Genomic DNA, 11,278 nt, shown 5'->3' with positions numbered 1-11,278 from the left:
GCGGTGTTTCTGACGGTAGCCAGGCCCGCTGTCTTCTCGGCTGCCACAATCAAATCGGGCTCGCAGCCTTGACCTTGAGCTTGCGAGCCGCCTCAATGAGACGACGGTCCAACGTATAGAGGCACTCCGCGTCTTCGTTTTGGGCAATTGCCAGGTGGAGCGCATCACCGGCGCGCAGGCCCAGCGCATGATGCCCGAGGTGTTCAGTCGCCCTGCTGTAATCGCCGCGCGTCGGCGTGAAAACTTTTAAGCTGTCAGCGGCCAGTTTTTCCATCAGAGCACAGGCCTTGTGAGCCTGGCCTGCCTTGAGGCCTTTGTCTCGAACCTTGATTCCCATCGCGCTGGCGAACTCCGTCAGAGTCCAATCGCTGATCGCCAACGTTTCCCCAGCCCGCGCATCAAACCACGCACGCATTGAACCTGACTCCGGTTCCGGCACGAATAGCGGAACCAGGACACTGGTATCAAGGTAAAGCATCAGAGCGATTCGTCGCGCATGCGCCGGATCAGGTCTGCGCTGCGCTCTTGCGTCGGCTTCAGGCTTGCACGGAAGGCGTCAATCGCATCCAGCCGCAGCGGATTCTTGACCCGTTCAACGCCCGACAACCGCGCCACGGGCGCACCGCGACGGGTAATGAGCACGTCGTGCCCGGATTCCACCTTCGCCAGGATCTCGCTGAAATGGGCCTTGGCCTGCACTACCGACACCTTGTTCATGGCCGACTCCATATGGTCATTTAGGTGACCACATTAGCATGACTCGCCGCGAGCGCACCATGCGTTGCGTTCTGGAATGTCCGTTGGCCAGCCCAGCGGCCGCATTCACCACCTCAGCCAACCCATTGCCCACCCACGCCTAAAGTCATCGCCTTTGCAAATTCCGAGAGCCCACGTCGTAGCTGACCAGCGCATTGCCGCACAGCACCTCGCAACTTTTGACAGTGCTCGTCAGCTAAAGCTTTCCACATGCTAGACTGAGTTGGTCAATGTTGGTCAAGTGAGGCCCGCCATGCAGATCAATCTCTATGAAGCCAAGACCCGCCTGTCGGAACTGGTGGACGCCGCCAGCAAGGGCGAAACGGTCACAATAGCCAAGGCGGGGAAAGCCCTGGCGAAGCTGGGGCCGATCGAGGCGCCGCGCCGCCGCATCCAGCTCGGATTGATGAAGGGCGGCATCAGGATCGCGAAGGATTTTGATGCGCCATTGTCCGACGAGGTGCTGGACGCCTTTGAAGGCAAAGGCAAATCGTGAGGCTGCTGCTGGATACTCACCTGGTGCTGTGGGCCATGCAGGATTCGCGGGCTTTATCTGCAGCTGCAAGGGCACATCTGCACGGGGCCGATGCGGTTTTCGTCAGCGCCGCCAGCCTGTGGGAAATGGCGATCAAGGCGAGCTTGGGCAAACTGGATGTGGATAGCGCGCGGCTGGAGCAAAAGCTTGCCGAAGCTGGGTTCCAGCAGCTGCCGGTTAGCTGGCGCCACACCCTCAAATTGCGCGAGTTGCCACCACTGCACCGCGATCCGTTCGACCGCATGCTCGTGGCGCAGGCTATGAGCGAACCCCTGCGGCTGTTGACTCACGATTCGGCGCTGGTGGGTTATTCCGAACTCGTGACGCTGGTCTGACGAGGCCGCAGCAAAGATGCCGCCACCGAAGAAAACGGGCAATCGGCCGATGAAGTTCAGGGCCATTTCACCTTCGCCACGCGGGGAATGGGCAGCTTTCAGTTCGGCTATGTGCAGGGGGGATGGATGTGCGCTACCAGAACGGTCGTGCCGAGTTTTCGTGGGCAGGGATGGACGAGATGACTGAGGTCGGCGGCCGGGGGCATGCGGAATTGAACGATGGAGAACTGACCGGGCGCATCTACATTCACCTCGGTGACGATTCCGGGTTCCGCGCGCTCAGGGCCGGCGCGAAGGGCCGCATATGAAGCCGGCGACTCCACGCAAAGCCAAGCCGGGCTGGAGCGACATCAAGGCTCAGCTCGCCGAATTCGATCGCGCCGGGCTGCTGGGGCTGGTTCAGGATCTTTACGCCGTGAGCAAGGACAACCAGACATTTCTGCACGCGCGCTTCGGCTCGGCTGATGACGTACTGAAGCCTTACAAGGCGACGATCCAGCGCTGGCTGTGGCCTGACGTCACCAGGAACCAGAACATATCTGTTTCAACCGCGAAGAAAGCGATTGCCGACTACCGCAAGGCCATCGCGCGGCCGGCGGAGTTGGCCGAGCTGATGGTGTTCTATTGCGAGCAGGCGGCTGGTTTCAGCAACGACGTGGGCCTGGAGGATGAGGGCTACTTCAATGCCCTGGTGCGGATGTTCGAGCAGGCTCTCAAGCAGGCGAACACGCTACCGGACGACGAACGCGATGAACTGGCCGCGCGCCTGGACGACGTGCGGCACACTTGCAGCAATTTCGGTTACGGCGTCAGCGAGGACATGAGCGACCTGATGGCCAAGGCCGGATTTGTCGATTTGCTCTGACGCTGCTCCATCGCGCATGAACATTCTCCCGATCCATGCTGACGATTCCGCAGACGCCCTGAACCGACTGCGCACGGAGAATGCTCGCCTCGTCAGTATCCTGGAGCGGAATGGCATCGACTGGTGCGAGCCCGAAGCAATCGCTCCTCAGGCAGCTGCGTCGCCTGACGTATCGCGGCTCTCGACCGACGAGAAAGTCGCGCTGTTCCGCCGCCTGTTCCGCGGCCGGCCCGATGTCTACGCCCTGCGTTGGGAGGGCAAGTCCGGCAAGACCGGATACGCGCCAGCCTGCGCCAACGAATGGAAGGCCGGCATCTGCGAGAAGCCACGCATCAAATGCGCGGAGTGCCCGCATCGTCAATTTCTGCCCGTGACCGACCGGGCCATCCACGAGCACCTGGCGGGGAAAATCACCATCGGCGTCTACCCGCTGCTGCAGGATGAAACCTGTCATTTCCTTGCCGCGGATTTCGACGAGGCGGATTGGCGTGAGGATGCGCAGGCCTTCATGCTTTCCTGCCAGGAACTGCAAGTGCCCGCATCGCTGGAAATCTCACGCTCAGGCAAAGGGGCGCATGCCTGGGTGTTCTTCGCATCGGCGGTGGCCGCGCGCGATGCGCGTCGGCTGGGCACGGCGATCATCAGCCACACCTGCATCCGCACGCGCCAACTCAGGCTCAGCTCCTACGACCGTCTGTTCCCCAACCAGGACACGATGCCCAAGGGAGGGTTCGGAAATCTGATCGCACTACCCCTGCAGAAAAAACCGCGCGAACAAGGGCCACGGCGACACGGCGTTTGCGTCAGCAATGGGTGCGGGAGCCGTGGCAGTGTCGCCTCCCGCACCCACGTCGCTTCGCTCCGGCACCGTGGAGGCGACACAGCACTTTCGTGGACGAGTGGCTTCAGCCTTACCCGGATCAGTGGGGATACCTCGCCGCAGTGAGAACTTTGACCACCGAATCGCTGGAAGCCGTCATCTCAAACGTCACCGGCGGCGGCCACCCGCTTGATGTTACGTTCATTCCGGACGAAGACGAGGCCGAACCCTGGCGGCGAACCGCCAAGGTGCCCAAGCACCTGCCCAGTCCGTTGCCGACGGCATTGACCGTGACGCTCGCCAACCAACTCTACTTCGAGAAGGCACAGCTTTCGCAGCCCCTGGTCAATCGCTTGATCCGGCTGGCGGCGTTCCAGAATCCGGAGTTCTACCGCGCACAAGCAATGCGCCTCACGACCTGGAACAAGCCGCGCGTGATCGGCTGCGCCGAAAATTATCCGAAGCACGTTGCCCTGCCGCGTGGCTGCTTGGATGCGGTGCGTGAACTGCTGCGCGACAACAAGATTGCCCTGCAGTTGCGCGATGAGCGATTCAGTGGCGAGCCTTTGAAGGCGAGCTTCGCCGGAACGCTCCGGCCCGACCAGCAAGCTGCGGCCGATGCGATGCTTCGGCACGACATCGGCGTGCTGTGCGCGCCCACCGCGTTCGGCAAGACCGTCACGGCGGCGGCGCTGATCGCTGCGCGCGGCGTCAATACCCTGGTCCTGGTTCACCGCGCGGAACTGTTGAAGCAATGGAAGGAGCGTCTATATTCGTTCCTTCAGGTCGGCCAAGAGATCGTTGGCACTATTGGCGCGGGCAAGGCGAAGCCCACTGGCAAAATCGATGTTGCAGTCATGCAGTCGCTATTCCGTCAAGGCGAAACCAGTGAGCGGGTCGAGCAGTACGGACACGTCATCGTAGACGAGTGCCATCACCTGTCGGCGGCATCGTTCGAGGCGATCCTCAAGCGGGTCAAGGCGAGGTATGTGCTGGGCCTGACCGCAACGCCGTTCCGCCGGGATGGCCAGCAGCCGATCATCTTCATGCAGTGCGGGCCGGTGCGGCATACGGCGGCCAAACCGGAGGGCGCGCCGACCATCCTGGAAGTCGTGCCACGCTACCTGGATGGCAGGATTGATGTGCCGGCAGACGCCGGAATCCAGGACGTGTTCCGCCGGCTGGCTGACGACACCGCGCGGACGGCCGCCATCGCGGCGGAAATCGTCGGCGCGTTCCAAGCCGGTCGAAAAGTCTTGGTGCTCACCGAGCGCACCGGCCACATCGATGCAATCCGGACCGCATTGGGTGAGCGCGTGGGCAACCTATTCGCGTTGCATGGGCGCATGCCGAAGAAGGTACGCGCGGCGGTTCTCGCCAACCTCGAAGCACTCGCGGGCGATGCCCCGCGCGTGCTGCTCGCCACCGGCAAGCTCATTGGCGAGGGCTTCGACCATCCACCGCTCGATACTTTGGTGCTGGCCATGCCGATCTCGTGGAAAGGCACGCTGCAGCAGTACGCGGGCCGATTGCACCGCGAGCATGCGTCGAAATCCAGAGTTCAGATCATCGATGTCGTGGACCGCGGCCACCCGGCGTTGTTGCGCATGTGGGATAAGCGCCAGCGGGGGTACCGTGCGATGGGGTATGAACTCGTCGATGGCAATGCGAGTCCGGCCAACGATTTGTTTCTTGGCGGGCCGTAGCAGTATTTAGATGCGGATGGGCATCCGATTGTGTCGATGCAAAACGGTGGACGCGAAGTGACGTGGAAATTGAGCTTGGCCAACTCCCCGCCTTGGTCGGCTTTGTCGAGCAACCTGCTGTAAACCCTTTCGCATCATCTGGCAGGCTGGCGTGGCCGAACTGCTTGGCCACCCACATCGCTTTCGCGCCCGGAACCCAGCCCGGAACACGTCGGCCGTTGCCGCACTCCTGCAGAATAGCAATCTGCTATTATCCAAACCGATGCACGTCATCACTCATACCCGTATCGTCGAAGCGCAGGCACGCTTTCCGGAGTGCGCCACGGCCTTGGACTTTTGGTATCGAGCAATGAAGCGCGGACAGTTCCAGACCTTCGCCGGATTGCGGGCCGCGTTCGGCAGCGTGGACAAGGTGGGTGCGCTGTACGTCTTCGATGTCGGCGGCAACAAGCTGCGGCTGGTGGCGGCCCTGCACTTCAACACCGGCAAGGTTTTTATCCGCCACGTCCTGAGTCACACCGAATACGACAGCGAGCAATGGAAGCGCAAGGAAGGTCTGCAATGAACATTCAGGTGAACGAGGCGATCCGGCACTGGCCGCATGTGGCGCCGCTACTGGAGCGCCCGCGCAGCAAGGCCGCGTTCCGCCGCCTGGTGGAAGCGCTGGATCAGGTACTCGACTCCGGCGGCGCCGATCAGGCACACCCGCTCGCCAGCCTCGCCGACTACCTGGGCGATCTGGTGGCGGACTACGAAGCCACACATCAGCCGGTACGGGAAATGCCTGCCGCCGATTTCCTGCGCGAACTGATGAAGCAGCGCGGCCTGACGCAACAGGACTTGCCGGAGATCGGCGCGCAGTCCGTCGTAAGCGCGGTATTGAGCGGCAAGCGCACGCTCAACGTTCGTCAGATTGCAGGGCTGGCATCACGCTTCAATCTGCCGGCCGACGCTTTCATGCCGTAGAAGCAGCACCCTCACCGACAGGGAACGGGGCAAACAATTTTTGTATCGTGCCGCCGATATCATAGACTCCACCCTATCAAGGGCTTGTGATGACACCGGCCATCCGGATAATCACCGGCCCTTTTCTTTGTTCAGGGCAGGATCTCGTCATCGCCGACAAGAACGGAAAAATGCACAGCAAAAACCTGGACCACCTGCCGCCGCTGCTGCGCTCGCAGGCCCTGCATGTGCCGTTGCCGCGCAACCGCAAGCTGCCTTTCATCGGCATTGCGCTGACCGTGCTGCTGCACGTGGTGATCCTGACCGTGGTCTATATCCGCAGCGACAAGCTGCCGGACCCCATCTTCTTTCCCAAGCTGTTTCCGCTGGACGGGAAGGCGATACCCGGGCAGACGCCGGCGCCCGGCAGCCCTGGCGCGGAACCTGTTCGGCCGCAGCCGTCGCCGGGAGCTTGAGAGCCGGATCAGCATTGCGCCTTGCCGGCCGCGATCAGACTTCCGGCGGCGAGATGAAGGCCGCGCCTTTGGGCAGCGGCGCACCGCGGTAAACGCGCCAGAATCCGGGCACCTCGATCACCAAAGTCGCCAGCACACCGAGCGCGGTCAGGCCGAGTGCGAGCTGTGCGGCGAGCAGATCCTTGGGCAGTACGATGACCAGGAACACGACCAGAACGCCGCTGGAGACGAAGCCTCCCCAGGCCATCCAGACGAAGTGCTCGCGCGTGTTGCGGATGTTGTCGAAGCGGAACAGGAACGGGCTTTCGATCACGCTGCCCGGCAGGAAGAACCGGCTGTGAATCAGCCACGCGCCGATCAGGTGCCCCCATTCGTGTGCCAGATAGCTGGCAACCACCGTCAGCGCCGCGGTGCCCAGATGCAGGCTCAACGTCGCCAGATCGTGGGCCTTGCCGACCTGGATCGTCAGTATCCACAGCGCGACCGTGATCGCGACGATCACGCCATCGCGGGCCGCCATTGCGAAAAAACGACTCCATTGCCCCGTCATGTCGACTCCTGTTGTCTAGCGCCTAGCGCCGCGGCGGCAGCGGAAACAGCGCGGACACTTTTTGCATGTGCGCGCGATACGCGGGGCGCCGCTCGATGCTGCGCTTGTCCATGAACGGAATGCTCGCGAACGCGAACATGCCGGTCATCGCCAGCGCGCCCGGCAGGATCCAGTACCAGTGTTCCGGCGCGACCGCGAGCCCGAACAGCATCAAGCCCCACCAGAAACCCAGCTCGCCGAAATAATTCGGATGCCGCGACCAGGACCACAGGCCGCTGCTGATGAACGTGCCTGGCTGGCGCCTGGCGATGAACGCATGCAGTTGCAGATCGGCGATGGTCTCGATCGCGATCGCCGACAGCGTGACCACGCCGGCCGCGATATCGAGCCAGCCAAGCGGCACCTCGGTGCGCGACATCACCGCGTAGATCGGCAGGCAGCCGAGAAAAACCTGCACGGTCGGGAACAGGTGAATGCCGAACAGGTCGGCCCAGAACGCGGCCTTGCCCGCGCGTGCACGGACCAGCGGGTAACGCCAGTCCTCGTGCTGCAATCCGCCCCAGTGCAGCGCCCAGTTCGTCGTCAGCCGGATCGCCCACAGCCAGACCAGTACCATCACCAGCATCGCGCGAGCGCTGTCGACCGCCTGCGGCGCGTGAGCCCCCATCCAATACACCGCGAGCAGCGGCGGGATCACGCTCCAGTAGGCGTCGTAGAAGCTCGAGTTGCGGTAGCGGACGCTGTAGGCGAAGACCACCAGCGTCGCGACCAGATCGGCCACGAGAGCGTCCCAGGGCTGCGGAATATCGAGCCCGAACAAGACGGCAGCGGCCGCGACGATGCACAGCGCATAGGCCGCAAAAATCGGCCCGAAATCCGCTTTACCGGCCATCGTGTTCGCCCCCTCCGCACGCAAGCGCCGCTCGTGAATGCGGGCACTATGCTGGGAGCCTGAGGGGCAGGCCTACTCTGTGCGGATGAGGCCGCATCCGCGCCGCCGAATTGCGCAGCGGCCATCGTGACTCTAGCGTTTTACGACCCGGTCTAAAGGCGGGGGCTCACTACTGCCCCCAGACCTTCGCCAGATCGGCGTCCTGCATCGGGTAGCGGGCCTGAGCGCCCAAAGCCCTGAGCCATGCTACCGGCGTCGGCAACTCGGGCGCGGTGGCGCTGGGTAGCGGTCCACCGCCCCAGGCCTCGAACTGCACCGCGAACGCGACCGGGCCGTTCTGCACGAGCGGAGCGGCCAGCTTGTCCACCGCCTGCTGAATGCGGTCCATCAGATCGGACGGCAGCTGCGCCGGAGTCAGTATCCATTTCCGCGACTGCTGCCCCGGCATCACGACGACGAGAACCGCGGCGCCGAATCCCGGGCCAGCGGCGCCTTGGGTCAACACATCGCGCAGCGTGTGCGAGATGCCGTGAACGTAAGCACCCAGCTGCGACGGGCCGCCCGGAACGCGCGCACGAATCACGTCGTCCGCCTGATAGACCTTCAGCCCGACGGGCCGATAAACGAAATCGGCCGCAGTGCCCAGGCTCGGCAAAGCAAGCAGAACCAAGGCCATTGCCAGGCAGCGCATCCGCGGCCCCGAATCACCGACAGAATGCCGGGCCATCGCAGCCCGCAGTCTGCCGAGACCGGTCATCAGGCTTCGCATCGGCTCTCCCCCAACTCGTGGACTGGCACCAGCATAATGATCGCCGGCCCGCGCGCGCTGACTTAACGAGGAGGCATGACGGCCGTGCAGCGAAGCGATTTGGATCCGGCTTGGCCGGACAGCGCCGGCGAGCGAAATTGCTAGCACTGGCCTGGAGTGATGTTGTCCACGTGGGGAACCACCTCCAAGCCATCCCGCTATTGCGGTTCATGAGCTTGAAATGGTGGAGACGAAGGGGATCGAACCCTCGACCTCCGCATTGCGAACGCGGCGCTCTCCCAGCTGAGCTACGTCCCCACAAACAGGGCGCGAAGTATAGCGACTGATTGCGGCGGATGACAGCCCTCGGGACCGTCATGGCTTACGCCTGTTACAGAACGCTTTCGGCCCCGGGACGCGCAGTATGATTCGGCAGCCCCCTGCCCCGGACTCGCCATGAGACGCATCGCCCCTTCCATGCTGCTGAGCGTGCTCGGCCTGTGCTCGATGCCGGTGTTTGCGATACAGCCGGCGCAGGATTACCGGCAGGACGAGTTGCTGGTGAAGTATCGCAACAGTGAGGCCGCCGCCGATCTGCGCGGCAGCCTCGGCATCACCGCCAAGCGCAGCCTGCAGAAGGGCCGTGTCGAGCTGGTGTCGCTGCCCTTGATCACGAGCGCCGACGCAACTGCGGAGATGCTGCGCCAGGACCCGCGCGTCGAGTACGCCGAGCCCAATTTCCGCCGGCACAAGTTCGCCTTCACACCGAACGATCCGCTGTTCCCGCAGCAATGGGGCCTGCAGAACACCGGGCAGGCCAACTTCGTCAGCGGCGGCCAGGCCGGCGTGCCGGGTGCCGACCTGAACATGGTCAATGCCTGGGACGGCAGCAACAACCGCACGCCGACTCGCGTCGGCAGCACCGCCGTGATCGTCGCGGTGATCGACGACGGGGTCGAAACCAGGCACGAGGATCTGGCCGCCAACATCGTCGCCGGCTACGACTTCAAGGACAACGACGACGATCCGAATCCCAGCAGCGACGAGGACACGCACGGCACCGCGGTGGCTGGCTGTATCGGCGCGGTCGGCAACAACGGCCTGGGCGTCGCCGGCGTGTCGTGGAAATCCAAGATCATGCCGCTGCGCTTCGACTACGACGTGGCGACGCACGTCGAGGCGATGGAATACGCGCGCGACCACGGCGCCAAGATCGTCAATGCCAGCTTCGGCGGGCCGGGCTACTCGCAGACCGAGCTGAACGCGATCAAGGATCTCGCCACGCACGACATCCTGTATGTCGCATCCGCCGGCAACGACGACTCCAACATCGACCGCGGCCAGCTCAACTATCCGGCCAATTACGACGCCGACAACATCGTGTCGGTCGCGTCGATCAGCCGCCAGGGCCAGATCACCAGCTTCAGCCAGTATGGCCCGCTCAGCGTCGATGTCGCGGCGCCGGGCCTGCAGATCGTCACCACCGCAATCCACGACAGCTACACCACCGGCGGCGTCTCCGGCACGTCGTTCTCCGCGCCCTACGTCGCCGGCGTCGCGGCGCTGATCCGCTCGCAGTACCCGAGCGCCACGGTTCACGAGGTGAAGGCGCGCCTGATCGAGAGCGGCCAGAACGGCGACAACGCCAAGCAGATGAGCATCGGCGGGCGCGTCGACGCCGACGCCGCGCTCGACATGGCCGCGCGTCCGTCGCTGATCGTCAAATCGGTGACGCTTGATGCGGCCGGCAATCACGTGCTCGATCCGGGCGAAACCGTATTGATGCACGTGGTCGTGCAGAACCTGTGGCTGGCGGCCAGCAATGTCCGCATCAGCACGGCCGCCGAGAACGGCATCACCGTGAACGGCATCACCGTGAACGGCGGGTCGGTCGCTCTAGGCAGCATCGCGCAGAACGGCACCGCCAGCGCCGATTTCAGCATCACCGTCCCGGCCGGCATCACGGGCCACCAGTACGAGCACTTCAGGTTCACGCTGACGGCCGACGGCGGCTACAGCACCACGCGCGGCTACGAGGACGAAGTCGGCAAGCTGCCGCTCGGCACCGACGTCGACGCCGGCTTTGCCGGCAGCAGCGCGGACCTGTACGACGAGTACCAGGCCTGGCATGTCGACGTACCCAACGCCGATGCGCGCTATCTGGTGATCGAGAGCGAGGCCAATGACGACATCGATCTGCTGGTGAAGCGCTCGACCCCGCCGCAGTACGACATCACCGTCGGCATCGATCCGGATTCGGACGATGAAGACGGCTTTTTCTGCACCAGCGGCACCGCCAGCAAATGCCTGGACCCCGACACCTACGTCGGCGGCGCGACCCAGACCGGCCTGGAGCGCGTCTGCATTGCGAATCCGGGCGCCGGCACCTACCACATCGTCGCCGTCAACTTCGCGCAGCTGCCGGCGCCGCTGAGCTATCGGCTCAGTGCCTACACCTCGAACATCTGCGGCAAGGCCAGCAGCAGCGGCGGAGGTGGCAGCTTCGGCGCGGGTGCATCGCTATTGATGGCGCTGGCGGCCGCCTTGCGGCGGAAATTAACGCGCGCAAGATGCGCGGGAAACGCTTGAGCGAAGACGCTTTTGCATCGAACTCGCCGAGGCCGCCAACGGGGGCACTTCCCGCTCGGAA

The 11,278-nt window shown here is 63.7% G+C and carries 14 protein-coding genes and 1 tRNA gene; 9 read left to right on the top strand and 6 right to left on the bottom strand.

Annotation, left to right across the window (positions count from 1 at the left end; translation table 11 throughout):
• Nucleotides 1–49: 49 nt before the first annotated feature.
• Both JWQ90_RS15840 and JWQ90_RS15835 read right to left on the bottom strand, forming a co-directional pair.
• Entirely contained in the window at nucleotides 50–478 is a 429-nt protein-coding gene (locus JWQ90_RS15840) for a type II toxin-antitoxin system VapC family toxin (protein WP_299695935.1), read from the bottom strand.
• Nucleotides 478–717, bottom strand: a complete 240-nt coding sequence (locus JWQ90_RS15835; RefSeq protein ID WP_299695933.1) for a type II toxin-antitoxin system prevent-host-death family antitoxin — start codon at nucleotides 715–717, stop codon at nucleotides 478–480. Before JWQ90_RS15835 ends, JWQ90_RS15840 begins: the two co-directional genes overlap by 1 nt.
• A 292-nt stretch (nucleotides 718–1,009) precedes the next feature.
• Between JWQ90_RS15835 and JWQ90_RS15830 the strand changes: the two genes are divergently transcribed.
• The 8 genes from JWQ90_RS15830 to JWQ90_RS15790 all read left to right on the top strand — a co-directional run bounded on the left by JWQ90_RS15830 (nucleotide 1,010) and on the right by JWQ90_RS15790 (nucleotide 6,438).
• A complete protein-coding gene (locus JWQ90_RS15830; protein WP_299695931.1) occupies nucleotides 1,010–1,252 on the top strand; it encodes a type II toxin-antitoxin system prevent-host-death family antitoxin in 243 nt (80 codons plus the stop codon).
• Nucleotides 1,249–1,626: a type II toxin-antitoxin system VapC family toxin gene (locus tag JWQ90_RS15825; protein WP_299695929.1), complete on the top strand. Its 378-nt coding sequence runs from the start codon at nucleotides 1,249–1,251 to the stop codon at nucleotides 1,624–1,626. Before JWQ90_RS15830 ends, JWQ90_RS15825 begins: the two co-directional genes overlap by 4 nt.
• A gap of 122 nt (nucleotides 1,627–1,748) precedes the next feature.
• A complete protein-coding gene (locus JWQ90_RS15820; RefSeq protein ID WP_299695927.1) occupies nucleotides 1,749–1,934 on the top strand; it encodes a hypothetical protein in 186 nt (61 codons plus the stop codon).
• Nucleotides 1,931–2,491 carry a hypothetical protein gene (locus JWQ90_RS15815; RefSeq protein WP_299695925.1) on the top strand — a complete coding sequence of 187 codons (561 nt, stop codon included), beginning with the start codon at nucleotides 1,931–1,933 and terminating at the stop codon, nucleotides 2,489–2,491. The genes JWQ90_RS15820 and JWQ90_RS15815 overlap by 4 nt, the downstream gene beginning before the upstream one ends.
• A 516-nt stretch (nucleotides 2,492–3,007) precedes the next feature.
• Entirely contained in the window at nucleotides 3,008–5,017 is a 2,010-nt protein-coding gene (locus JWQ90_RS15805; protein WP_366919522.1) for a DEAD/DEAH box helicase family protein, read from the top strand.
• 151 nt (nucleotides 5,018–5,168) lie between these two features.
• Nucleotides 5,169–5,582 carry a type II toxin-antitoxin system HigB family toxin gene (locus tag JWQ90_RS15800; protein ID WP_299695919.1) on the top strand — a complete coding sequence of 138 codons (414 nt, stop codon included), beginning with the start codon at nucleotides 5,169–5,171 and terminating at the stop codon, nucleotides 5,580–5,582.
• Complete coding sequence (locus JWQ90_RS15795; RefSeq protein WP_299695917.1) at nucleotides 5,579–5,983, top strand: helix-turn-helix domain-containing protein; 405 nt, start codon at nucleotides 5,579–5,581, stop codon at nucleotides 5,981–5,983. The genes JWQ90_RS15800 and JWQ90_RS15795 overlap by 4 nt, the downstream gene beginning before the upstream one ends.
• A gap of 89 nt (nucleotides 5,984–6,072) precedes the next feature.
• Nucleotides 6,073–6,438 carry a hypothetical protein gene (locus JWQ90_RS15790; protein WP_299695915.1) on the top strand — a complete coding sequence of 122 codons (366 nt, stop codon included), beginning with the start codon at nucleotides 6,073–6,075 and terminating at the stop codon, nucleotides 6,436–6,438.
• 34 nt (nucleotides 6,439–6,472) lie between these two features.
• On the opposite strand, the gene JWQ90_RS15785 is transcribed toward JWQ90_RS15790, so the two are convergent.
• The 4 genes from JWQ90_RS15785 to JWQ90_RS15770 all read right to left on the bottom strand — a co-directional run bounded on the left by JWQ90_RS15785 (nucleotide 6,473) and on the right by JWQ90_RS15770 (nucleotide 8,946).
• Nucleotides 6,473–6,988 carry a hypothetical protein gene (locus JWQ90_RS15785; RefSeq protein WP_299695913.1) on the bottom strand — a complete coding sequence of 172 codons (516 nt, stop codon included), beginning with the start codon at nucleotides 6,986–6,988 and terminating at the stop codon, nucleotides 6,473–6,475.
• 22 nt (nucleotides 6,989–7,010) lie between these two features.
• Entirely contained in the window at nucleotides 7,011–7,880 is an 870-nt protein-coding gene (locus JWQ90_RS15780; RefSeq protein ID WP_299695911.1) for a DUF1295 domain-containing protein, read from the bottom strand.
• A 169-nt stretch (nucleotides 7,881–8,049) separates the two neighbouring features.
• Nucleotides 8,050–8,649 (bottom strand): hypothetical protein, encoded by a 600-nt coding sequence (locus JWQ90_RS15775; protein WP_299695910.1) that lies wholly within the window; start codon nucleotides 8,647–8,649, stop codon nucleotides 8,050–8,052.
• Between the two features lie 221 nt (nucleotides 8,650–8,870).
• Nucleotides 8,871–8,946 (bottom strand) — tRNA-Ala (locus JWQ90_RS15770).
• A 138-nt stretch (nucleotides 8,947–9,084) separates the two neighbouring features.
• Here JWQ90_RS15770 and JWQ90_RS15765 point away from each other — a divergent pair.
• Nucleotides 9,085–11,217, top strand: a complete 2,133-nt coding sequence (locus JWQ90_RS15765; protein ID WP_299695908.1) for a S8 family serine peptidase — start codon at nucleotides 9,085–9,087, stop codon at nucleotides 11,215–11,217.
• Nucleotides 11,218–11,278: the final 61 nt, after the last annotated feature.

Source organism: Hydrocarboniphaga sp. (genome assembly GCF_028291725.1).
Taxonomy (GTDB): Bacteria; Pseudomonadota; Gammaproteobacteria; order Nevskiales; family Nevskiaceae; genus Hydrocarboniphaga.
The sequence above is the reverse complement of the archived record's forward strand: the minus strand, read 5'-3'. Positions and strand labels throughout refer to the sequence as shown.